This window comes from Bradyrhizobium sp. USDA 372 (assembly GCF_053629095.1).
The window spans coordinates 972,180-993,464 of record NZ_JBRJHR010000001.1 but is presented as its reverse complement, the minus strand read 5'-3'; the positions used below and the strand labels follow the sequence as shown (position 1 = coordinate 993,464).

The window sequence follows — 21,285 nt, the reverse complement described above, 5'->3', positions numbered from 1 at the left end:
GGCTCACCGAGCCACCGATAGCTTCTCCGTGATCGCCTTGCGCAGGATGCGCGAGAGCGATTCCACCGAATACGGCTTCTGGATCAGCTCGAAACCGCGGTGGGCGTTCTCGGCGAGCACGTTGCTGTAGCCGGAGGTGAGCACCACGGGCAGGCCTGGATAGCGCTCCCGGATGATCCCGGCGAGCTCGACGCCGTTCATTCCAGGCATGATGACGTCGGAGAACACGAGGTCGACGGCAAATTCGTTTTCGCCGAGGATCGCCAGCGCCGCGTTCGCATTGGCAGCGCGGCGGACGACATAGCCGAGATCCTCCAAGAGCTCGGTGGAGAAGCGGCCGACCTCGTCATCGTCCTCGACCACGAGCACGCGATAGCCACGCCCGGTCGTGGCCGCCTCGTGGCTCAGCGCCGCGGCTTCCTTGTCCGTCGCCGGGCTTTGCGCCCGCGGCAGATAGATGGTGAAGGTCGCGCCCTTGCCCGGCGTGCTCGTCACAGCAATGTCACCCTCGGACTGCTTCGCGAAGCCGAAGGCCTGGCTGAGGCCGAGGCCGGTGCCCTTGCCGACCTCCTTGGTGGTGAAGAACGGCTCGAAGATCGAGTCGAGATGTTCCGGCGCGATGCCGCTGCCGGTGTCGCTGACGGAGATCGCGACATAGTCGCCGCCGCGCGCCGATTGTGCGCGCAGGCTCGGGATTCCCGAGACCTTGCGCACGGCGATGGTGAGGCGGCCTTCGCCGTCCATGGCATCACGGGCGTTGATGGCGAGGTTGATCAGCGCGGCCTCGAACTGGGCGATGTCGGCCACCGTGAAGCAATCGGCGTCCTGAATCTCCACGGCGATCTCGATGCGGCCGCCGACCAGCGGGCGGACCAGCTGCGCCACGCCCTCGACCTGACTGCCGACGTTGAAGATCTGCGGCTTGAGCGGCTGGCGGCGCGCGAAGGCCAGAAGCTGCGCAGTCAGCTTGGAGGCGCGCTCGACCGTCTCGGAGATGGCATCGACGTAGCGGCGGCGGCGCTCCTCCGGCAGCTCGCGCCGGCGCAGGAAATCGGTCGCCGAGCGGATGATGGTGAGGAGATTGTTGAAGTCGTGCGCGACGCCGCCGGTGAGCTGACCGATCGCCTCCATCTTCTGCGACTGCCGCAGCGCTTCCTCGCCGCGACGCCGCTCGGTGATGTCGACCGCCTCGGGCACGGCGCCGGTGATGGCGCCGTGGCGGTCGAGTACGGGGCGCATGCCGAAGTCGAAATCGCGCTCGCCGACGGGAAGGCGCAGGCGCATCTCCAGCCGCACGGGTTCGCCCTTGAGCACCGTCTCGAAGGCCTCGCGCACGGCGGCACTCATACCGTCGGTGCCGGTGAACCAGGGCGTGTCCCAGAACGGCTTTCCGATCACGTCGGCGGAATTCGCCTTGATGCCGGCGAGCGCGGTCTTGTTGGCGTAGACCAGTTCGCCCTCGAGATTGACCAGGCCCTGATACTGATTGCTGGTCTCCAGGATCGCGCGCAGCCGCGCCTGGTTGGCTTCGAGCTCGGCTGTGCGCTCGGCGATGCGCTCTTCCAGCGTCTCGTTCAGCCGCCTGAGCTCGATCTCGGCCTGCTTGGCGACGGTGACGTCGTGGGCGACGCCGATGAAGCCGATATGCTTGCCGGTCGCATCCCAGCGGGGCTGCGATTCCGAGCGCAGCCAGCGCCATTCGCCGCTGGCGTTCTTGTAACGCGCTTCCAGCACGAAGGGCTTGAGGGACGCTTCACCCTGGACGGATTGCTGCAGCACGTGCGGCAGGTCGTCGGGGTGCAGCACCTTGCGCCAGTCGAAATCGATGGCCTGATCGTAGGGCAGGCCGACGAAATCGACATAGGCCTGGTTGGCGAAGGACCGCTTGCGGTCGAGCTTGGTGACCCAGATCGGCACCGGCGCGCTGTCGGCGATCAGCCGGAAGCGCTCCTCGCTTTCGCGCAGTGTCTCGCGCGCCAGCGCCTGGTCGGTCATATCGATATGGGCGCCGACGAGCCGGATGGCGCGGCCGTCCTTGTCGCGCTCGATCTTGGCGACCACCCGGATCCAGCGGGTCTCGCCGTCGCTGGGGCGAATGATGCGGTATTCGGCGCTATAGTCTTCGTTCGCTCCCGCGAGTGCGTCGAAGAAATGCTTGACGGTGGCGTCGCGGTCGTCGGGATGGATGCGGTTGACCCAATCCTCGTGCGACTCCTCGGCGGCTTCCGGCGGAAGGCCGTGGATCATCAGATATTCGGGCGAGCGACGGTTCTTGAAGCCTTCGCGGAAATCGACCTCGACGCCGCCGACCTTGCCGATGCGCTGGATGCGCGCCAGCTCGGCCTCGCGCTCCTGCAGCGCGCGATAGGCGTTGTCGCGCTCGCGCGCGACGTCTTCGAGGTGCTGGCGCAGCCTTTCGGCGGCGATGGTTTCGGGCAAGGGATCGTTCAAGGCATCGGCCGTTGTCATCTAGGTGCGCGCGTGCCGGACCGATATTCACACAGACGGGGCGTGATGGCCATTGTTTAGAGGGCAGGTGGTGCCCGGAAATGGTGGCGCGAGCCTGAACGTGGAGAAGTACGCGGTGGCAACGTCCGGTCTGGCAATTTGTTCCGAATACTGGAACGATCGGCTGATTGATGCGTCGTCGCGAGGCGCCAGCTCTCTTACAAGCTTTCCTTTCCCACGAGGCTAAATCTTGAAGCTCTTTGTCTGCCAGGCCTGCGGCAACGTCCTCTATTTCGAGAACCGCGCCTGCGAACGCTGCGGCCACCGGATCGCCTTCCTGCCGGAGAAGGAGACGATGTCGGCGATCGAGGCCGACGGGGCGGCATGGAGAATCCTCGCCGACAAGGGCGAAAGCCGGATGCTGTGCCGGAATGCCGAGTACGACGCCTGCAACTGGCTGACCGACGCCGCCGATACCACTGGCTATTGCCGCGCCTGCCGTCACAATGGGACGGTGCCAAACCTCTCGGATCCGGCGCAGCTCGCCGGCTGGCGCGAGCTGGAGGTGGCAAAACACCGTCTATTCTATTCCCTGATCCGCTGGAAGCTGCCCCTCCAGACCCGCCAGGACAATCCCGAGCATGGCCTGATCTTTAATTTTCTCGCCGATGATCCGCACAGCGGCGAGAAGGTCATGACCGGCCACGACAACGGCCTAATCACGATCGCACTGACCGAGGCCGACGACATCGAGCGCGAGCGGCGCCGGCTCGAGATGGGCGAGCCGTACCGGACGCTGCTCGGGCATTTCCGCCACGAGGTCGGGCACTATTTCTGGGACGTGCTGGTGCGCGATGGCGGCAAGCTCGACCAGTGCCGCGCGGTCTTCGGCGATGATTCCGTCGATTACGGCCAGGCGTTGCAGCGTCACTACGCCGAAGGACCGCCGCCGGACTGGCAGCAGAACTACGTCTCGGCCTATGCCACGACCCACCCCTGGGAGGATTTTGCCGAGACCTGGGCGCATTACCTCCACATCGTCGACACCCTGGAAATGGCGGCCGAGTTCGGCATGGAGGTGCGTCCCAAGATCGACCGCGGCGGGGAGTTGACCGCGCGCATCCGCTTCAACCCCTACGAAGCGAGGGATGTCGAGGCGCTGGTGAACGCATGGCTGCCCTTCACCTTCGCCATGAACAGCGTCAATCGCGCTATGGGCCTGCGCGACCTCTATCCCTTTATCCTGTCGTCCGCGGTGGTCGGCAAGCTGGGCTTCATCCATGACCTGGTCCGGGACGTGGCCAAGCCTGGGAAGCCCTAGGGATGCCGCACGGCGTGCCCAGGGCGCGCCGGGTGGCCCATTTCGGTCTTGCGCTGGTACGCCAGAGTCCCCGGATTTAGACCGTTGCCTCCGGCCCATTTTGATGTACCACGGGAGCCACACGGCCCCTCCCATAGGCTCGAACGGCCAGGGAAGGGGTCCCGCCCAAGGTCGAGACTCAAGAAAAGCATGTTCAAACGCATTCTGATCGCCAATCGCGGCGAAATCGCCTGCCGGGTCATCAAGACTGCCCGCAAGATGGGAATTCAAACGGTTGCGGTCTATTCTGAGGCCGACCGCGATGCCCTTCATGTCGAGATGGCCGATGAGGCGGTGCTGATCGGCCCGCCGGCCGCGGCCGAGAGCTATCTGGTGATCGAGAAGATCGTGGAGGCCTGTCGCAAGACGGGCGCCGAGGCCGTGCATCCCGGCTATGGCTTCCTGTCCGAGCGCGAGGCGTTTCCGCGCGCGCTGGAAGCCGCCGGCATCGTCTTCATCGGCCCGAACTCCGGGGCGATCGCGGCAATGGGCGACAAGATCGAGTCCAAGAAGGCCGCCGCAAAAGCAAAAGTCTCGACCGTGCCGGGCTATCTCGGCGTCATCGAGGACGACAAGCACGCGGTCCGCATCGCCGACGAGATCGGCTACCCCGTCATGATCAAGGCCTCCGCCGGCGGCGGCGGCAAGGGCATGCGCATCGCCCATTCCAAGGCCGAGGTCGCCGAGGGCTTCAACCTCGCCAAGGCGGAGGCGAAGGCCTCGTTCGGCGACGACCGCGTCTTCGTCGAGAAGTTCATCGTCGATCCCCGCCACATCGAGATCCAGGTGCTGGGCGACAAGCATGGCAACGTGATCTATCTGGGCGAGCGCGAATGCTCGATTCAGCGCCGCAACCAGAAGGTCATCGAGGAAGCGCCGTCGCCGCTGCTGGACGAGGCGACCCGCCGAAAGATGGGCGAGCAGGCGGTCGCGCTCGCCAAGGCCGTGAACTATGATTCCGCCGGCACGGTCGAGTTCGTCGCAGGCCAGGACAAGAGCTTCTACTTCCTGGAGATGAACACGCGCCTCCAGGTCGAGCATCCCGTCACCGAGCTCGTCACCGGCGTCGACCTCGTCGAGCAGATGATCCGCGTCGCCGCCGGCGAGAAGCTCACCATCGCGCAGAAGGACGTCACGCTGACGGGCTGGGCGGTGGAATCGCGCCTCTATGCCGAAGATCCGTTCCGCAACTTCCTGCCCTCGATCGGGCGGCTCGTGAAATATCGCCCGCCGGCGGAGGCCAGCAAGGACGGCATCACCATCCGCAACGATACCGGCGTGCAGGAGGGCGGCGAGATCTCGATCCACTACGATCCGATGATCGCCAAGCTCGTCACCCATGCGCCTTCGCGCGCGGCTGCGATCGAGGCGCAGGCCACCGCGCTGGATTCGTTCTATGTCGACGGAATCCGCCACAACATCCCGTTCCTGTCGGCGCTGATGCATCATCCGCGCTGGCGCGAGGGAAGGCTGTCGACCGGCTTCATCGCCGAGGAATTCCCCAAGGGCTTTGCGGTGCGCGTGCCCGAAGGCGAGGTCGCCCGTCGCATCGCCGCGGTCGGCGCCGCGATCGATCACGTGCTCGGGGCGCGCAAGCGGCAGATCTCCGGCCAGATGGGCGGCCGCGTCGTGCAGCGCGAGCGCCGTCGCGCAGTCTGGCTCGACCGCCAGGAGATCCTGCTCGAGGTCGCGCGCGAAGGCGAGGCGATCGCGATCCGCTTCATCGATGCCGACGGCAAGGCCGGCACTGCGCATCTGTTGCAGTCGCCGTGGAAGCCGGGCGATCCGGTCTGGCAGGGCACCATCGACGGGCAGTTCGTCGCCGTGCAGGCGCGGCCGATTCCGAACGGCATCCGTCTCGCGCATCAGGGCGTCGAGGTCCCGGTCTATGTCTGGACCGAGGCCGAAGCGACCTCCGCACGGCTGATGCCGGTGACGACGGCCTCCGACAGCGGCAAGAAGCTGCTCTGCCCGATGCCGGGCCTCGTCGTCTCGATCGCGGTGAACGAGGGGCAGGAGGTCAAGGCCGGCGAGACGCTCGCCGTGGTCGAAGCCATGAAGATGCAGAACGTGCTGCGCGCCGAGCAGGACGGCACGGTGAAGAAGATTCACGCCAGCGCCGGCGCGACACTTGCGGTCGACGCGCTGATCCTGGAGTTTGCGTAAGCGTGTGAGTGGGGCTCTCGTCGGGCCCCATCAACACCGTCATTGCGAGCGCAGCGAAGCAATCCAGACTGCCTCCGCGGAAAGATTCTGGATTGCTTCGCTGCGCTCGCAATGACGGAGTATGTTGCGGCTGCGTCGCAACAATTGAGAGGGCACCATGGCCTTTCGTTCCCGCCGCGAGAAACTGCGCTCCACCCTGTCGGGCCCAATTTGCGTCCATCCCGGCTCGGTCTATGACGCGATCTCGATCCGAATTGCCGAGGATCTCGGCTTTCCGCTCGGCATGTTCGGCGGATCGGTGGCCTCTCTCGCCGTGCTCGGCGACCCCGATGTCACGCTGATCACGCTCACCGAGCTCGCCGAGCAGATGCGGCGGATGTCCCGCGCCTCCGCGCTGCCGGTGCTCGTCGATGCCGATCACGGCTACGGCAATGCGCTCAACGTGCGCCGCACGGTGCAGGAGCTGGAGACGGCCGGCGCGGCCGGCCTCACCATCGAGGACACGCTGCTGCCGGCGGCATTCGGTGAGACGAAGGCGCAGCTGATCTCCCTCGAAGAGGGCGTCGGCAAGATGAAGGCGGCGCTCGCCGGCCGCAGCGATCCCTCGCTGGTCATCATGGGCCGCACGGGCGCAGCCGCGATCACCTCGATCGAGGATGCGGTGCGCCGCGCCCAGGCTTACGAGGCGGCCGGCGTCGATGCGCTGTTTTTCACCGGCATCAAGTCGCGCGCCGAGCTCGAGGCGATCGCCGCCGCCACGCGCCTGCCGATCGTGCTCGGCGGCGCGTCGGAGGAATTGAGCGGGCTCGATTATCTTGCCGGTCAGCGCGTCCGCATCGCGCTGCAGGGCCATGCGCCGATCGCCGCGGCGACGCAAGCCGTGTACGAGACGCAGAAGGCGTTGCGCGAGGGCACGGCGCCAAAGAGCCTCAAGGGCGTGGCATCGTCGGAGCTGATGGCCCGCGTTGCGCGCGAGGCCGCAGTCAAGGCGCGTAGCGCCGATTGGCTCGGATCGAAGCCATGAGCCGGGTGATTCTCCAGGTCATGATCCGCGGCCGCGTGCAGGGCGTCGGTTATCGGGCCTGGGTGGAGTTCCAGGCCGCCGCGTGTGGCCTCGAAGGCTGGGTCCGCAACCGCCGTGACGGCAGCGTGGAAGCGCTGTTCGCGGGTGCGCCGACGCACGTTGCCGACATGGTCGCGCTGTGCCGCCACGGCCCGCCGCTCTCGCGCGTCGACAGTGTCACCAGTGAAACCGCAAGCGTGGATGAGCTGAATTTGCGCAGGGCAGGGGAGGCGTTTTCCGTACTGCCGACGGTGTAGGTGTTTCTTTCCCCGCAGGCGGTGCGTTCCCTCGCCCCGTTCTTACGGGGAGAGGGTTAGGGTGAGGGGCTTCTCTCAACGCGAGCGGTCGTAGAAAGACCTGTACCCCCTCACCCGAATTCGATCTGCGATCGAATTCGACCTCTCCCCGCAAGCGGGGAGAGGTGAAGAAGAAACATTCACCTTGGCAGTTTCGAGATCGCCTCGCTCAGCTCGTGGATCTCGTAGGGTTTGCGCAGGATCGGGAAATCGCCGCGCACGCCGGCGGCGACCTCGCTGTAACCGGTGGCGAGCAGGATCGGCAGGCCGGGACGGATCTGGCGGAGGTGATGGGCGAGGCTGAGGCCGTCCATCTTGCCGGGCATGACGATGTCCGAGAACACGAAATCGACGCCGTCGCTCTCGATCTCGCGCAATGCCGCTTCGGCATCGGCGACACGGCGCACCTGATAACCGAGCTGCTCCAGAAGACCGATACTGACCAGCGCGACATCGGGATTGTCCTCGACCAGCAGCACCGTGCCGCTGCCGCGGAACGCCGTTCCCGCCGTCTCCCGCGACGGCACATCCGTGCCGCGCGGCAGGACGATGGTGAATGTCGTGCCCTTGCCGAGCTCGCTTGCCACCTTCACCGTGCCGCCGGCCTGGTGGGCGAAGCCGTGGACCTGCGAAAGGCCGAGGCCCGTGCCTTTTCCGATCGCCTTGGTCGTGAAGAACGGCTCGAAGATCTTGTCGAGGACGTCGGAGGGAATTCCAAGCCCGGTATCGCGGACGTCGATCGCGATGAAATCGCCGACGAGGGGCGCCTCATTCAGCACGATGTTGCGTGCCGCGATCGTCACCGTGCCGCCGTCCGGCATCGCGTCGCGGGCATTGATGACGAGGTTGAGCAGCGCGGTCTCGAGCTCGGAGACGTCGGCCTTGATCGGCCAGGTGTCGGAGTGAATGTCGAAGGCGATACGCACGGAGCTGCCGACGCCCGCGTCGAGCACCTCGCGGATGGCCGCGACGCGTTCGGCAAAATCGATCGCCTGCGGGTTGACGCTCTGCCGCCGGGCGAAGGTGAGAAGCTGGTTGGTCAGCGCTGCGCCGCGCTTGGTCGCGGTGTCGATCGCCGAAATGGCGCGCTCGAGCTTGGGGTCGTCGGCGGCGTTCTTCTTCAGGATGTGAAGGCTGCCGCTGATGATCATCAGAAGATTGTTGAAGTCGTGGGCCACCCCGCCAGTGAGCTGTCCGAGCGCATCGAATTTCTGCGACTCGGCCAGCTGCTTCTGCATCGCCTCGAGCTTGAGCTGGGCATTGCGACGCTCTGTGATGTCGCGTGTGATCTTGGCGAAGCCGATCAGCTTGCCGTCCTCGTAGATCGGGTCGATTACGACGCTCGCCCAGAAGAACGTGCCGTCCTTGCGGACGCGCCAGCCTTCCTCCTCGTATCGGCCCTTTTCGCGCGCGATTCCGAGCGCCCGCGCCGGCTTGCCATTGGCCCGGTCGGTCTCGGTGTAGAAACGGGAAAAATGCTGGCCGAGGATTTCTTCGGGGGGGTAACCCTTGATGCGTTCGCCGCCGATGTTCCAGCTGGTGATGGTCCCGTTTGGGTCAAGCATATAGAGGGCGTAGTCGGCGACACCCTCAACCAACAGCCGAAAACTGCGCTCGCTCTCGAACAGGTCTCTCTGTTGACTGAACTTTTCGGCCATTCCGGACCCCGCCTCGACGGGAACAAACGCCGAAGAGGTCGGGATGGTTCCCGCCATCTGGGACATTTTTAGGCAGGCCTGGGGGGCCGTATGCAAGGCTTCTTCTTGACAAGAAATGGGGTTCGTCAGATATTTCTGTCATGACAGAAATAACCGGAAAGAAGAAACTTCCCGCCGCCGTCGAGCGCTTCATCCTGCATTGGGGCGATATGGGCGACGAGTGGGGAGTGAATCGCTCGGTGAGCCAGATTCATGGGCTGCTTTATCTCGCCGAGGCGCCGATGACCGCCGAGGACATCGCCGACACGCTCGGCATGGCACGCTCCAACGTCTCCAACTCGCTGAAGGAGCTGCTCGCCTGGAACCTGATCCGGCGGGTGCCGATCCTGGGCGACCGCCGCGACCATTACGAGGCCGAGACCGACATCTGGGAGATCGCCGCGAGGATCGCGGCGCGGCGCAAGGAGCGGGAGATCGACCCGGCGATCGCAGCGCTTCGCGCCTGCGTGTCCGATGCCACGGACGATCCCGGCATCAGTCCCGTCGCGGCCAAGCGCCTGAACGAGATGCTCGCGTTCACCGAGCTCGCCGACCACTGGTTCACGCAGATGCTGAAAGTGCCGCGGCCGCGGCTGGTCGCGTTGATGCGGCTTGGCGAGAAGATCGCCAACCTGCTGCCGATCGGCAAGGTCAAATAGGATCTGAGGAGGTTGCGATGACGTCGGCAAGACTATCAGGCTCCAACGCATCGACCTCCGCTCACACGAGACTGCTCGACGACCGCCGTTTCCGCGCGCTGCTGTCGGACGAGGATTGGGGCCGCTTGCCGCTGGCGACCTGGCGGCGCTTCTCGAAACGCGTCGCCGACGGCGACAGTGTCGTCTATGTCGGCGTGGTCGACGAGCTCGCCTTCAGCGATTTCGGCTGGTGGTTCGCGCATGCCGCGCGCCTGATCGGCGGACCATTGCCCACCGGCCGCGACATCGGGGTGCCCATGATCGTCACGGTCACCGAGGACGGTGCGACCGGCGGCCAGACCTGGACGCGCATCTGCGCACGCAAGCGCGGCTTTCCGCAGGTGATCCATTCCGCCAAGCGCTTTGCCGGTCCTACCGGGCTCGAGGAATATGTCGGCTTCGGCGTGTCGATGGCGCTGCGCATCGCGGTCGAGGATCAGGTGCTGATCTTTCGCAGCGCCGGCTACGGCCTTCAGCTTGGACGCCTGTGGCTTCCGCTGCCGCGCTGGCTGACGCCGGGCGAGCTGACCGTGACGCATCGAGATCTCGGCGAGGGTGCTTTCCGCTTCACCCTCGATGTCACTCACCCGCGTCACGGCGCGCTGATCCATCAGTCCGTCCTGTTCAGGGAGGCCGTATCATGACGCCGCTGTTGTGGACACTCATCGCCATCCAGATCGTGATGGGTGTGTTCGACACCTTCTATCACCACGAATTCACCGAGCGCCTGGCCTGGCGGTCGTCACAGCGCTTCGAGCTGAAGCTGCACGGCATCCGCAACATGCTCTATGCGCTGCTGTTCCTGGTGCTCGGCTGGCTCGAGGTTCACGGCGTGCTGGCGCTGTTGATCGTCGCGGTGCTGGTCGCCGAGATCATCATCACCTTGATGGATTTCGTCGAGGAGGATCTGAGCCGCAAGCTGCCGCCGAGCGAGCGCATCAATCACACGCTGCTTGCGATCAATTACGGCGCCATCCTGGTGCTGCTGATGCCCGTACTGATCGCCTGGGCGATGCAGCCCGTCGGCGTGATCGTCGTCTACGAGGGTCTGCTCAGCATCGCCGCGACCGCCTGCGCACTCGGCGCTGCGCTGTGCGGCGTCAGGGATTTTGCGGCGATGCGCCGGCTCGCCCGCATGCGAAGCGTGCCGGCGGCGGGACTTGTCGAAAAGCTACCCAGCCGCAAGACCGTGCTGATATCGGGCGCCACCGGCTTCATCGGCAGCCGTCTTGCGGCAAGCCTTAGCGGGGCAGGGCATCACGTCATCGCGCTGATCCGCAATCCCGCGAAAGCCGAGATGCTGCCGCCGCCGGTGACGCTGATCACGAGCCTCGATCAGCTCGCCTCGGACACGCAGATCGATGCCATTGTCAACCTCGCCGGTGAGCCGATCGGCAACGGCCTGTGGACCGAAGCGAAGCGCGCGAAGATCATCGGCTCGCGCATCGGCATGACCGGCGATATCGTCAAACTGATCGCGCGGCTCGCGCGCAAGCCAGAGGTACTGATCAGCGGCTCGGCGATCGGCTGGTACGGCCTTTGGGCGGACCAGGTGCTGACCGAGTCGGCCAAATCTCACGCCTGCTTCAGCCACGAGCTGTGCGCGGCCTGGGAGGCAGCGGCGCGGCCGGCGGAGGAGCTTGGCGTGCGCGTGGTGTATTTGCGCATCGGCCTCGTGCTCGGCACCGAAGGCGGCTTCATCACGCGCATGCTGACGCCGTTCGAGTTCGGCCTCGGCGGCCCGCTCGGCACCGGGCGGCAGTGGATGTCCTGGATCGAACGCGACGATCTGATCCGCCTGATCGCCTATGTGATCGCGACGCCGGATCTGGCGGGTCCCGTCAATGCCACCGCGCCGATCCCGGTCACCAATGCAAAATTCACGGAAGAACTCGGCCGCCGCCTGCACCGGCCTGCGGTGTTCCGTATCCCCGGCGGCCTGCTCCGCCGGATCGGCGGCGGCTTTGCCGACGAGCTGCTGCTCGGCGGCCAGCGCGTGCTGCCGAACAAGGCGCTGAGCCGCGGCTTCGTGTTCCGCCACGAGACGCTGCGCAGTGCGTTCGAGGCGATCTTGTGAGGTGATGTCATGTCTTGCGAGAGCGTTGCTCGAATGACGCGAGGCTGGTTTGGCGCATGCTTGACGGCAACGGCTGTTATCGAGCTATTTCTCCTGCTCCTCCTTGCGCTGCCGCGCGTCGACAGTTTCGCCGTGCGGTCCGTGGCCGATTTCGGCGTGGCGATCCTGATTGGCGTGCCGGCCGTGCTGGTGTTCGTTTGCGCGCTGAGCGGAATTCCGTCAGCGGTGGCAATATGGCTCAGCGAACGGTTCTGCATCCGGTCATTGCCCTTCTTCGTCCTTGCTGGCGGGGTGGCCGGAGCCGTGAGCCAGACAGTGCTCTTCGGAAGGGTCGACGGATCGATCTGGCTCTTTGTCGTGGCCGGGTGCTTTGCCGGACTGGCCTATTGGCATATCGCAGGGCGCCACGCGGGCAAGGAGCGCCCGCGATCTCAGCACTAGTTCGCCGCCACACTCCGAAACGTCGCCGCCACCGCACGCAGCGCGGCGAGTTTTGCCGGATCGCTGATCTTCGAATGCAGCATCACCTTCGAGCTGCCGAGTTTCGGCAGCTTGTGCGCAGGCCCGACGTCGACCAACCCGGCAGGCGCGATCCGCCGCGCCAGCGGCGCGATTGCGAGACCGGCGAGCGCGGCAGCGACCACCGCCGTCACGCCGCCGCCGACGAAGCGTTCGCGCCAGGGGATGCGGGCCTTGTCGAGCGCGCGCACGGCGACGGCGCGCACCCCGCAGGGCGGGGCGAGTGTCGCAAGCGGCAAAGGTTCGCCCTTCGGCAGGGTGAGGCGCCGTGACGCGAACCAGCCAAACTCGTCCTCGGCCAGCTTCTCGCCGCCGCGGCGGCTGCCTTCCTGGCGCACGATCACTGCATCGAGCTCGCCCGCATCATAGGCATCCTGCATCTCGCGCGAGAAGCCGATGGTGACGGCGAGGGTGAGGTTCGACGACATCGCATGCAACCGTTCGAGCAGCGGCACCAGTTCGGGTCCCGCGGCGTGATCGGAGATGCCGAGTGTGAGCGACTGCGCGGCTGACGCGTCGCCCGACAGCGCGCGATCATGCGCCGCCATCAGCGCGCGGGCGCGATCGAGGAAGGCCGCACCATCGGCGGTGAGCCGGACCGCACGCGGCGAGCGCTCGACGAGCCGCTTTGCCAGCAGCGTCTCCAGACGCTGCAGCTTCAGGCTGACAGCCGCCTGCGTCGTGCCGAGCGCTTCGGCGGCGCGGGTAAAGCTCTGGAGGTCGGCGACCAGCAGGAAGGCCTGGACGGTGGCGATGTCGAGCGTGGCTGTCATTACAGATCGTTATCATTGATATCACTAGAGATAAGATACCAAAATGACGCCCGCAGGTCTAGCTTCTCACCAACGCCGCGCAGGTCGCGTGGCATCTTAGGGAGAACCACCATGCCGCTGATCACCGTGTCCTACACCTCGTCCCGCCAGTCGCCGTCGCTGAAGGCCGACATCGCCAATGCCGTGTCCGAGCTCACCGCTGAGATCCTGCACAAGGACCCGAAGGTCACCGCCATCATCGTGAAGTCGGTCGATGCCGGCGACTGGTTCGCCGGCGGCAAGTCGCTCGCGGAGCAGAAGCTCGCCAGCTACTGGATCGACATCCATGTCACCGAGGGCACCAACACCAAGGACGAGAAGGCGGCCTATCTCGCCGCCATGTTCAAGCGCATGGCCGAGATCCTGGGCCCGCTGCATCCCGAGACTTACCTGCATGTCGACGAGGTCAAGGGCGACGCCTACGGCTTTGGCGGCCTGACCCAGGAGCGGCGCTACATCGCCGGCAAGCTCGAGGTTACGCTGCAGGCGGCATGACGTTGCAGGCCGCGGGTGAACGATCTCACCCGCGGCCCGAAGCCATCAGCTGGCGGCGCGGAACTGCACTTCGGCGTTGTTGATGAAGCACGTCTTGTCGAACAGTGTTAGGTCCAGCGGGTTCGGCAAGCGGACATCGCCGAGATCGGGGCAGGGCTTGACCGCGGGATCGTAGGACCGGTCGATTTGCGAGATGAAGACGACGATCAGCCCCATGTCGCGCGCAAACGATTTCAGCGCGCGCACCTGCACCGTCAGATCGGGATTTTCCCGCCTTTGGTCGAGCAGTTGCAGATAGTCGATCACGATGAGCGTGCCGCGCGGCGCCGATGCCATTTGTTTCACGACATAGTCGGCGCTGATGACGTCCGAGCAATCCACCTCGAACAGCTTGTCGAACTGCGCCGGCTCCGCGCCGATGACCCGCAGACGTTCCAGCACATCCTTCTCGGTATATTCGAGCGAGAAGAACGCGGCGCGATGGCCGGACTTCATGGTTTCGACGGCAAGTTCGAGACTCATCAGCGTCTTGCCCTGGCCGGGACGCGCCCCGACCAGCACCAGATCGCCCGGACGGAATTGCGCGAACAGTTTGCTCGCCGGAGTCCGTGCGGCTGCCTTTGCCGCCAGCATGCTCCAGGCGGAAAACCCTTCCGTCGCAGCGACGCGGTCAAGCGCGTCGTGGAGCGGAATGCCGGCCTCGCGGGACAGGCGCTTGGCCGTGCGCTTCAGATGGTAGATGGGTGCAGACAGTTTCATCGTCAAAACCTCCCATTGCGAGCATGGATCGCAACCCCTCCTTATGCCTGGCGCTCGAACAGTCGGCCGATGATCAACTCGCCCGGCATGAGGTCTGCTTTCCCGGCGGAGGGGGGAGGCGTGGGCGACACCGGAATGAAGCATAGCTGATTCCGCCAGGGGCGGAGAGCGTGCGCGGTCAGCTCAAACAGAAAAAAGTATTAGACGGCCGCTTCCGGCAGCAGCGCGCGGGTCGGTCCGAACAGCTCTTCGAACGCCTGCCGAAGCGCGATATCGACATCGGCCATGGTCACGAGCTGGCCGAGATCGACCAGCGAGGTGACTCCGTAGCGGGGGTCGACGACGCCGCAGGGCACGATGCCGGCGAAATGCGACAGCTCCGGCTCGACATTGATCGCGATGCCGTGAAACGAGACCCAGCGCTTCAGGCGGACGCCGATCGCCGCGATCTTGTCTTCGTGCTCAGGCCCCTTGTCGGGGCGTCTGACCCAGACGCCGACCCGGTCCTCGCGCCGTTCGCCGCGGACGTTGAAGGCGGCCAGCGTCTTCAGGATCAGCTCCTCCAGGCTCGCGACATAGGCGCGCACGTCCGGCCGGCGGCGCTTGAGGTCGAGCATGATGTAGGCCACGCGCTGGCCGGGCCCGTGATAGGTGAGCTGCCCGCCGCGCCCCGTCGCGAAGGTCGGGAATCGGGCTTCGAGCAGGTCGCTCTCCTTGCCCGATGTGCCCGACGTGTAGAGCGGGGGGTGCTCGAGCAGCCAGACCAATTCCGGCGCCTCGCCCGCGGCAATCGCCGCGACGCGCGCCTCCATGGTCGCCACCGCCTCCGGATAGGGCACCGGAGCGTCCGAAATCCGCCATTCGACGACTTCGCCGCCCGCGGCGGAAAACGACGTCAAATCGAGGTGTTGACGCTGGTCCTGACGCCGTTCTTGGCCGGGGTTTTGGGGCGAATTAACCATTGGCTAACCATAACGTGGTGATGATCAGGAGCAAATGCCAAGTCCTTTGGCGTAAGTCCCAAGTTGCGGCGGTCCTGACAGTGCCCACTCTCGACAAAGTCACCGTGGATCTCATGGTCGTCCTCGGGACCACCACCATGCCGATCCATCAGGTATTACGCCTTTCCCGCGGCGCCATCATCGAGCTGGACGCAACCGAGGCCGACGAGGTCAAGGTGCTCGCCAATAACCTGCCGGTCGCCTCCGGCGTCGTGCTGGTCGACCGCAACCGAATCGCGGTCGAGGTCAAGCAGATGCTGCCGCGCTCGCCGGGGACCCGGTAGGGCACGCCATTGGCGCCAGGGCCTTGATAGGGCCGATCCGGGCAGGTGAGAATTCCTGCCAAGCTTGTGGAATTCAGGGTCTTTGCAGGCTTGTATCCCCCTGATGGATTTGTTAGATCGGCGGCCGCTGATCCGGCCACCCGAACGACCTCAGGCCGGCATCTCCTAGCGCTCGTGGCGGAACTGGTAGACGCGCTGCCTTGAGGTGGCAGTGGGTAACACCGTGGGGGTTCGAGTCCCTCCGAGCGCACCACCTTCATTTTTATAGCTTTTCTGGGCGGGTTTTCGCCCAGGTTCGCGCCGCATCGCGGCGCTTCGGAACCAAAGCCCTCGCCTTGCATTCGCAACTGGTCGCCGAATGCGCTTGAAGGTGGAGGCTGATGAGGGACGCTACGTCCGATGTTGCCGAGGTCCGCGGCGCGGTTCACTTGTGCATCGACATGCAGAACATTTTCGCTCCGGACGGCCTTTGGGCGACGCCGTGGATGGAGCGCGTCCTGCCGACGGTAGTCTCGGTCGTTTCGCGCCACGCGGAAAGAACGATCTTCACGCGTTTCATCACCCCTGAGGATCCGGAGGATCGACCGGGGCAATGGCAGAGCTATTTCCGCCGCTGGCGCCAAGCGACGCGCAGGCATCTGCCATCATCGGCTCTGGAGCTCGTGCCGGCCTTGGCCCGGTTCATTCCGCCGGCCGCTGTGATCGACAAGCCGGCCTATTCCGCGTTCAGCAATCCCGGTCTTGCGAGCCTGCTGGTCGAGAAGAACGTCGGCACCGTCGTGATATCGGGCGCGGAAACGGACGTCTGCGTGCTCTCGACAGTCCTGAGCGCCGTCGATCTCGGCTTCAGGATCGTCATCATCGAGGACGCGCTGTGCAGCTCGTCCGACGTCGGCCACGATGCGCTCATGACGATGTATCGCACCCGCTTCCACGGCCAGGTCGACTTGGTGACGGCAGAAGAGTTGGGCGAGATCTGGCGGGAGTAGGGAGCTACGATCCGATCTCATCGGCTGCACAAGCTTCCTCGCCGCCATCGAGTCAGATCAAGCGACTGCGACGTCGGCGGTCACCGGTCTCGCATGCGGCGGCTGCGCGTGGTCTGCGCCGGATCGCATGTTCAGATAGGCCGGGTCGAAACCGGCAAGCCGGACCAGGCCCGGCCAGTCCGTGATGGTCAAGGTCTTGCCCTGCCATTGCAGCAGATTGCAGCGGCGCAGCTCCTGGATGGTGCGGTTGGCATGAACCGGGGAGATGCTGCAGGCCGCGGCGAGATCGGACTGGGTGAACGGCGAGGACAATCTGAAGTCTCTGGCGAGCCCGACGGCTTGCAGCCGAACGGTGATCTCGCAAAGCAGATGCGCCACGCGCGTCAATGCGTCCCGGCTGCCGAGGTTCACCGTCCAGTTGCGCTGGATGGCGTGATCGGCAAGCAGAATCAACAGCAGGGCATGCGACATCGCCGGAGAACGCACCGCGAGCTCGCGAAAGAAGCGGTGCGGCACGAGCGCGACGATTGCGGGGCCGAGTGCGGTCAGGTTGCCCTCGATGCGCGGGCGATACAGGCTTTGCAGGTTGGCGATGTCGCCGGGCACGCAGATCGCGGTGATCTGGCCATCCGCGCTTTCGTCATTTAGCCAGGACAGATATCCCTGAAGCACCAGGCAGCATTGCGTTGCCTCATCGCCGTGGCGCAGGATGGTCTGATGCGCGCCGAAATGCGCGATGCTGCTCGGCATGTCCGCGAGCAGATCGAGATGGTCCGGGGTCAGTTCGACGAGGCTCGTCAGGCGGTCGGCGAGTTTCGAGAATGCAAATCCTGCCTGCATTTGATCTCCGATCCCCCATCGCTCCAAGTGTGGCCGAGAACGACGGCGGAAAGCATTAACGTTTGATACGTTCGCTTGGGGTATCGCGGAGGCAGCAAGCCGCTCGCCGATCCAAGGTTCCTCGCACTCAATTGACGTTGTCGCCGAGCATGTTGCGTACGCCTGTGGTCACGGCGGCGACGCCGCTCGTGCCGTGCATCAGTGCGATCTCGCCCTGCTGCGCGTGGCGGATGGCGTGCGCCATGATGCGCAGGCGAGGGTCGCCGCGGCTGTGCCACATCCGGTCGGCCATCCTGACCGCACCGCGGTGGTGCCTGCTCATCGCCTCGACGAACAGCGCGTCGAACTGGTCCGGCGGCGCGGTCTTGACCTGGCGCATCTCGGCCGGTGTCAGAAAGCCCGGCATCGCCGCACGCTCCTCGGTGCTGCAATCGGGCATCTCCGTGTCGAACCAGCTCAGCCACCAATTCTCGAAGATCTGGTTCTCTCCGGTCTGGCTCGCGACCATCAGCATCGCGAGCTTCCGTAGATGTGGATCCTGCGCGCGCTCGGCCGCTGTCCGTGCCAGCTCGATGCCCTGGGCATGATGCGTGGTCATGTGACGGATGTAGGCCTGGTCGTGATCCCTGTCGCGGCCCATCCACGGCGGCTCGTAACCGTGACCGCCGAACATTGCGACCGCACCGAGCACCGCAATCACGGCCAGCGCGCCGGTCATCCACATGTTGGTGAACCGCACGTCGCTGTCAGGCGCAGTCCCGCGCTTCCAGCGCAGGCGCGCGAACAGAGGATACATCACGGCCGAGGAGCCGTGGACCAGCAGGCCGATCCAGTAGGGTTGTTGCAGCGTGAACAGCGGCTGCCAAAACGGAAACAGCGGCACCAGCACGAACCATTCCATGCCTGAAGAGAACACGGCCCAGGGCAGCGCCAGCAGCAGGATCGTCATCGGCCGCAAGTCGGCCGTCCAGCGTCCGAGCACGCCAAAGAAAACCAACGCCCAGGAAAAATCGGCCCATTGGTGAAAGGCGATCCCGGTCAGGATTGCGCTCCAGGATGGCTCGGAGCTGATCGCCCAATCGCGCGCAGGAATTGCGGCAACCGTCATCCAGTCGACGGCGGCATCGCGGCCGATGCGGGCGGCGAAGAGTTGGCTGACGATGGTCGAGAACGTGCTGCTGATCAGGCCGAGGGCGGCCGCGGCAATCCAGCGCGAACGCCGCCGCTCGCCGATGCTGCGCCGCGCCCCACTCGCGAGCGCTGGTCGCGGCTCTGCGTTCACGTCAGCTGCTTGAGCTTCTTCAGCGGATTGAGCTCGCTCGGCTTGTCTTGTTCGGCGCGCCCGCGCTCGGCTTGTGCCTTGCCGTCATCGTGCAGATCCTGGTCGCCGATGATTTCGCCGACGGCCTGCTTGGTCTTGCCGGCGATCCGTTGCTGCAGACCTTTGGTCTTGCCCATGAGCTGCCTCCGATATGTCCTGCCGACGGGCTCACGCCGCTACCCCGGCGCCTGAAGGGGGCGTGGGCGCCGGGGCTGCGGTCTTGCAAACTGCCTCCGGCGGCGGGGGGAGACGCCGGAAAGCATTGATGAGACTCTTCGAAACGCGGATGGTTCCTGCTGATATCACCGAGGTTCGAGCGTGATGATCACGCCTTCGTTGCCGCGGAGCAGGATGGACGCATCCGGCACCGGCTCGGCCTGTCGATCCAGATGCGTCGACATCAAGAGACGGCCGCGACCTTGCCAGTGGAATTTCCGCGGTTCGGCCGCGATATTGAGCGCGACCAGAATCTCGTTATGGCCATCCCTCCGCTTGTAGGCGAGGACATCGTTCTGCGACCGCAGCGGCTCGTATTCGCCCCGTTGCAAACCAATATGCTCGCGCCGCAGCGCCATCAGCGCGCGAAACAGCGCCAGGATCGAACGCTTGTCGCGCTGCTGTCCGGCGACGTTGGCCGCATCATCGGGCGGCTCGAGCGGCAGCCATGGACGGCCCGTGGTGAAGCCGCCGTCGGGACTGTCGTCCCATCGCATCGGTGCGCGTTCGGGATCGCGGCACAGGCCATAGCCGGGCACGAGCTTCTCGAAGGGATCGTGAACGCGGCCCGGCGGGATCGGCACGCGCTTGCGGCCGATCTCGTCGCCCATGAAGAAGAACGGCGTTCCCCGCAGCGTCATCAGCAGCATCGCCAGCACGCGCATCTGCGCCTCGCCGATCTTGCTCGCGACCCGCTGCTTGTCGTGGCCGCCGATGACCCAGACCGGCCAGCCATCGTCCGGGATGGCGTTGAGATAGGCGTCGATCGTGGCCTGCAGCGAGAGGGCGTCCCATTTGGAATCGAGCAGGGCGAAGTTGAGCGGCAGATGCAGGCGCGGCCGGCCGTTGCCGTAGAAGTGGCCGATGCGGTCGGTCTTGCCCTGGACCTCGCCGCACAGCATCCGCCCGGAATAGGCATCGATCACCTCCCGGATGAACTCGATGCAATCCATCGTCTCGGGCCGGTCATCGGTAAACACCGTCGTGTTCCGCTGCGGCGGCGGCTTGCCCTCGGCCTCGGGGTTCGGCGGGTTGTCGCGCAAGAGCCGGTCCTTGATCAGGACCGCGCTGGCGTCGACGCGAAAGCCGTCGACGCCGCGGTCGAGCCAGAACCGCATGGTCTCGGCGATCGCGACGCGCACTTGTGGGTTGCGCCAGTTGAGGTCGGGCTGCTCGACCAGGAAGGAATGGTAGTAAAATTGCCGGCGCGCCTCGCACCATTCCCAGCCGCTGCCACCGAAGCGGCTCAGCCAGTTGTTGGGCGGCCCGCCGTTCTCGGCGGGATCAGCCCAGATGTACCAATCCGCCTTCGCGCTGTTGCGCGAGCTTGCGCTCTCGACGAACCATGCATGATCGTTCGCGGTGTGATTTGGGACGAGGTCGAGAATGAGCCGGATGCCCGCACCGTGCAGCGCCTCGAGCAGCCGATCGAACTCCTCGAGGCTGCCGAAGGCGGGATCGATCGAACAATAGTCGGAGATGTCGTAGCCGAGGTCGCGGAAGGGGCTCTTGTGGATCGGCGTCAGCCACACCGCATCGACGCCGAGCCATTTCAAATAGTCGATGCGCGACATCAATCCGGCAAGGTCGCCCTTGCCGTCGCCGTTGGAGTCCTGAAATGAGATCAGCGCGATCTCGTAGATGACGGCGGATTCCCACCACGCAGCTTCCTCACGGGACTCGACGCTCATCACCTTGCTTCACCTCGTTGTGCCCAACATGCCCCGCGATCTGCCTTGCCGCAGTTCGGACACTCTCGATACCCTTCGGGAATCCGCTGCGGTTCGGATAGAGCTTGCGCCGTGCATCGCGCGGCGGGCGGCGCGGCTTGGTGTCCTGCGCGGCGCGGTAGTCGAGCACGGCGATGCCGCCGACCATCAACAGTGCCAGCGCGATATTGCCCTTCTTGGGATTGTCCGACGTCAGCCCGGACATCAACGCGGCGGCATCGAGGCCGTCGCCGCCGACACGGGCCCATAGGCCGGCGTTCTTGTCGACCGAGAGCGACATGATCCCGGCAAGGATCTCGCGCACGCCGAAGGCGCGGACCAGCGTCTCACGGCCTTCCATGCCCAGCGTGTGCGTGACGCGCCTCGGTGCGAAGAGCTCGACGACGCCGAGGCCGATGCTGAACCAGCCGAGTGCGCGCGCGAGCTGGTCCGCCGGCTGCTTCAGGCTCGGTCCGCCCGCGACGATCTTGGGGTCGCCCTTGGTACGCACGATGTTGGAGAAGTGAAACATGGC

21 protein-coding genes and 1 tRNA gene are annotated in these 21,285 nt (G+C 65.4%); 12 read left to right on the top strand and 10 right to left on the bottom strand.

Going from position 1 to position 21,285, the window contains the following annotated elements; translation table 11 throughout:
- Positions 1 to 3: 3 nt before the first annotated feature.
- Positions 4 to 2,469 (bottom strand): PAS domain S-box protein, encoded by a 2,466-nt coding sequence (locus tag AB7M16_RS04815; RefSeq protein WP_453943280.1) that lies wholly within the window; start codon positions 2,467 to 2,469, stop codon positions 4 to 6.
- Between the two features lie 229 nt (positions 2,470 to 2,698).
- Between AB7M16_RS04815 and AB7M16_RS04810 the strand changes: the two genes are divergently transcribed.
- The 4 genes from AB7M16_RS04810 (at position 2,699) to AB7M16_RS04795 (ending at position 7,294) form a co-directional block, all read left to right on the top strand.
- Positions 2,699 to 3,769, top strand: coding sequence for a zinc-binding metallopeptidase family protein (locus AB7M16_RS04810; protein WP_172783292.1), 1,071 nt, complete (start codon positions 2,699 to 2,701; stop codon positions 3,767 to 3,769).
- Between the two features lie 189 nt (positions 3,770 to 3,958).
- Positions 3,959 to 5,974: an acetyl-CoA carboxylase biotin carboxylase subunit gene (locus AB7M16_RS04805; protein ID WP_453943279.1), complete on the top strand. Its 2,016-nt coding sequence runs from the start codon at positions 3,959 to 3,961 to the stop codon at positions 5,972 to 5,974.
- 157 nt (positions 5,975 to 6,131) lie between these two features.
- Positions 6,132 to 6,998: an isocitrate lyase/PEP mutase family protein gene (locus AB7M16_RS04800; RefSeq protein ID WP_453943278.1), complete on the top strand. Its 867-nt coding sequence runs from the start codon at positions 6,132 to 6,134 to the stop codon at positions 6,996 to 6,998.
- Entirely contained in the window at positions 6,995 to 7,294 is a 300-nt protein-coding gene (locus AB7M16_RS04795; protein WP_172783295.1) for an acylphosphatase, read from the top strand. The genes AB7M16_RS04800 and AB7M16_RS04795 overlap by 4 nt, the downstream gene beginning before the upstream one ends.
- Positions 7,295 to 7,473: 179 nt before the next feature.
- Here the strand turns inward: AB7M16_RS04795 and AB7M16_RS04790 are convergent, their stop codons facing one another.
- A complete protein-coding gene (locus AB7M16_RS04790; protein ID WP_453943277.1) occupies positions 7,474 to 8,991 on the bottom strand; it encodes an ATP-binding protein in 1,518 nt (505 codons plus the stop codon).
- A 140-nt stretch (positions 8,992 to 9,131) separates the two neighbouring features.
- On the opposite strand from AB7M16_RS04790, the gene AB7M16_RS04785 reads away from it, so the two are divergent.
- Genes AB7M16_RS04785 through AB7M16_RS04770 form a run of 4 tightly spaced genes read left to right on the top strand, consistent with a single transcriptional unit; the run spans position 9,132 to position 12,246 of the window.
- The gene (locus AB7M16_RS04785; RefSeq protein WP_453943276.1) at positions 9,132 to 9,689 is read left to right on the top strand and encodes a GbsR/MarR family transcriptional regulator; all 558 of its coding nucleotides are present in this window, start codon (positions 9,132 to 9,134) and stop codon (positions 9,687 to 9,689) included.
- 17 nt (positions 9,690 to 9,706) lie between these two features.
- A complete protein-coding gene (locus AB7M16_RS04780; RefSeq protein ID WP_453943275.1) occupies positions 9,707 to 10,372 on the top strand; it encodes a DUF4166 domain-containing protein in 666 nt (221 codons plus the stop codon).
- Entirely contained in the window at positions 10,369 to 11,805 is a 1,437-nt protein-coding gene (locus AB7M16_RS04775) for a TIGR01777 family oxidoreductase (RefSeq protein ID WP_453943274.1), read from the top strand. The genes AB7M16_RS04780 and AB7M16_RS04775 overlap by 4 nt, the downstream gene beginning before the upstream one ends.
- 33 nt (positions 11,806 to 11,838) lie before the next feature.
- Positions 11,839 to 12,246: a hypothetical protein gene (locus AB7M16_RS04770; protein ID WP_453943273.1), complete on the top strand. Its 408-nt coding sequence runs from the start codon at positions 11,839 to 11,841 to the stop codon at positions 12,244 to 12,246.
- Here the strand turns inward: AB7M16_RS04770 and AB7M16_RS04765 are convergent.
- The gene (locus AB7M16_RS04765; protein WP_453943272.1) at positions 12,243 to 13,097 is read right to left on the bottom strand and encodes a LysR family transcriptional regulator; all 855 of its coding nucleotides are present in this window, start codon (positions 13,095 to 13,097) and stop codon (positions 12,243 to 12,245) included. The two genes, AB7M16_RS04770 and AB7M16_RS04765, sit on opposite strands and share 4 nt — an antisense overlap.
- Positions 13,098 to 13,208: 111 nt before the next feature.
- Here AB7M16_RS04765 and AB7M16_RS04760 point away from each other — a divergent pair, with 111 nt between their 5' ends.
- Positions 13,209 to 13,631: a tautomerase family protein gene (locus AB7M16_RS04760; RefSeq protein ID WP_453943271.1), complete on the top strand. Its 423-nt coding sequence runs from the start codon at positions 13,209 to 13,211 to the stop codon at positions 13,629 to 13,631.
- Between the two features lie 45 nt (positions 13,632 to 13,676).
- Here AB7M16_RS04760 and AB7M16_RS04755 read toward each other — a convergent pair whose 3' ends face one another.
- The gene (locus AB7M16_RS04755) at positions 13,677 to 14,390 is read right to left on the bottom strand and encodes a DNA helicase (protein WP_453943270.1); all 714 of its coding nucleotides are present in this window, start codon (positions 14,388 to 14,390) and stop codon (positions 13,677 to 13,679) included.
- Between the two features lie 200 nt (positions 14,391 to 14,590).
- Positions 14,591 to 15,352 (bottom strand): lipoyl(octanoyl) transferase LipB, encoded by a 762-nt coding sequence (lipB, locus tag AB7M16_RS04750; protein ID WP_453943269.1) that lies wholly within the window; start codon positions 15,350 to 15,352, stop codon positions 14,591 to 14,593.
- An 80-nt stretch (positions 15,353 to 15,432) separates the two neighbouring features.
- Between lipB and AB7M16_RS04745 the strand changes: the two genes are divergently transcribed.
- From AB7M16_RS04745 to AB7M16_RS04735, 3 genes are all read left to right on the top strand, one after another.
- Positions 15,433 to 15,675 carry a FliM/FliN family flagellar motor switch protein gene (locus AB7M16_RS04745; RefSeq protein ID WP_018647371.1) on the top strand — a complete coding sequence of 81 codons (243 nt, stop codon included), beginning with the start codon at positions 15,433 to 15,435 and terminating at the stop codon, positions 15,673 to 15,675.
- A 168-nt stretch (positions 15,676 to 15,843) separates the two neighbouring features.
- A tRNA-Leu gene (locus AB7M16_RS04740) sits at positions 15,844 to 15,928 on the top strand.
- 127 nt (positions 15,929 to 16,055) lie between these two features.
- On the top strand, positions 16,056 to 16,664 hold the full coding sequence (locus AB7M16_RS04735; protein ID WP_453943268.1) for a cysteine hydrolase family protein: 609 nt from the start codon (positions 16,056 to 16,058) through the stop codon (positions 16,662 to 16,664).
- A gap of 57 nt (positions 16,665 to 16,721) precedes the next feature.
- On the opposite strand, the gene AB7M16_RS04730 is transcribed toward AB7M16_RS04735, so the two are convergent.
- From AB7M16_RS04730 to AB7M16_RS04710, 5 genes are all read right to left on the bottom strand, one after another.
- A complete protein-coding gene (locus AB7M16_RS04730) occupies positions 16,722 to 17,504 on the bottom strand; it encodes a Crp/Fnr family transcriptional regulator (RefSeq protein WP_453943267.1) in 783 nt (260 codons plus the stop codon).
- A gap of 127 nt (positions 17,505 to 17,631) precedes the next feature.
- Positions 17,632 to 18,786 carry a DUF305 domain-containing protein gene (locus AB7M16_RS04725; protein WP_453943266.1) on the bottom strand — a complete coding sequence of 385 codons (1,155 nt, stop codon included), beginning with the start codon at positions 18,784 to 18,786 and terminating at the stop codon, positions 17,632 to 17,634.
- Positions 18,783 to 18,962: a CsbD family protein gene (locus AB7M16_RS04720; RefSeq protein WP_172783307.1), complete on the bottom strand. Its 180-nt coding sequence runs from the start codon at positions 18,960 to 18,962 to the stop codon at positions 18,783 to 18,785. Before AB7M16_RS04720 ends, AB7M16_RS04725 begins: the two co-directional genes overlap by 4 nt.
- A gap of 165 nt (positions 18,963 to 19,127) precedes the next feature.
- The gene (locus tag AB7M16_RS04715) at positions 19,128 to 20,732 is read right to left on the bottom strand and encodes an alpha-amylase family glycosyl hydrolase (RefSeq protein WP_453943265.1); all 1,605 of its coding nucleotides are present in this window, start codon (positions 20,730 to 20,732) and stop codon (positions 19,128 to 19,130) included.
- Positions 20,713 to 21,282 carry a hypothetical protein gene (locus AB7M16_RS04710; RefSeq protein WP_453943264.1) on the bottom strand — a complete coding sequence of 190 codons (570 nt, stop codon included), beginning with the start codon at positions 21,280 to 21,282 and terminating at the stop codon, positions 20,713 to 20,715. Before AB7M16_RS04710 ends, AB7M16_RS04715 begins: the two co-directional genes overlap by 20 nt.
- Between the last annotated feature and the right edge of the window lie 3 nt (positions 21,283 to 21,285).

Coding starts and splice junctions, on each gene's coding strand:
- AB7M16_RS04795 (WP_172783295.1), top strand. CDS start 6,995: ATGAGCCGGGTGATTCTCCAGGTCATGATCCGCGGCCGCGTGCAGGGC.
- AB7M16_RS04760 (WP_453943271.1), top strand. CDS start 13,209: ATGCCGCTGATCACCGTGTCCTACACCTCGTCCCGCCAGTCGCCGTCG.
- AB7M16_RS04770 (WP_453943273.1), top strand. CDS start 11,839: ATGACGCGAGGCTGGTTTGGCGCATGCTTGACGGCAACGGCTGTTATC.
- AB7M16_RS04775 (WP_453943274.1), top strand. CDS start 10,369: ATGACGCCGCTGTTGTGGACACTCATCGCCATCCAGATCGTGATGGGT.
- AB7M16_RS04730 (WP_453943267.1), bottom strand. CDS start 17,504: ATGCAGGCAGGATTTGCATTCTCGAAACTCGCCGACCGCCTGACGAGC.
- AB7M16_RS04715 (WP_453943265.1), bottom strand. CDS start 20,732: ATGAGCGTCGAGTCCCGTGAGGAAGCTGCGTGGTGGGAATCCGCCGTC.
- AB7M16_RS04790 (WP_453943277.1), bottom strand. CDS start 8,991: ATGGCCGAAAAGTTCAGTCAACAGAGAGACCTGTTCGAGAGCGAGCGC.
- AB7M16_RS04765 (WP_453943272.1), bottom strand. CDS start 13,097: ATGACAGCCACGCTCGACATCGCCACCGTCCAGGCCTTCCTGCTGGTC.
- AB7M16_RS04800 (WP_453943278.1), top strand. CDS start 6,132: ATGGCCTTTCGTTCCCGCCGCGAGAAACTGCGCTCCACCCTGTCGGGC.
- AB7M16_RS04735 (WP_453943268.1), top strand. CDS start 16,056: ATGAGGGACGCTACGTCCGATGTTGCCGAGGTCCGCGGCGCGGTTCAC.
- lipB (WP_453943269.1), bottom strand. CDS start 15,352: ATGGTTAATTCGCCCCAAAACCCCGGCCAAGAACGGCGTCAGGACCAG.
- AB7M16_RS04780 (WP_453943275.1), top strand. CDS start 9,707: ATGACGTCGGCAAGACTATCAGGCTCCAACGCATCGACCTCCGCTCAC.
- AB7M16_RS04720 (WP_172783307.1), bottom strand. CDS start 18,962: ATGGGCAAGACCAAAGGTCTGCAGCAACGGATCGCCGGCAAGACCAAG.
- AB7M16_RS04710 (WP_453943264.1), bottom strand. CDS start 21,282: ATGTTTCACTTCTCCAACATCGTGCGTACCAAGGGCGACCCCAAGATC.
- AB7M16_RS04755 (WP_453943270.1), bottom strand. CDS start 14,390: ATGAAACTGTCTGCACCCATCTACCATCTGAAGCGCACGGCCAAGCGC.
- AB7M16_RS04815 (WP_453943280.1), bottom strand. CDS start 2,469: ATGACAACGGCCGATGCCTTGAACGATCCCTTGCCCGAAACCATCGCC.
- AB7M16_RS04805 (WP_453943279.1), top strand. CDS start 3,959: ATGTTCAAACGCATTCTGATCGCCAATCGCGGCGAAATCGCCTGCCGG.
- AB7M16_RS04785 (WP_453943276.1), top strand. CDS start 9,132: ATGACAGAAATAACCGGAAAGAAGAAACTTCCCGCCGCCGTCGAGCGC.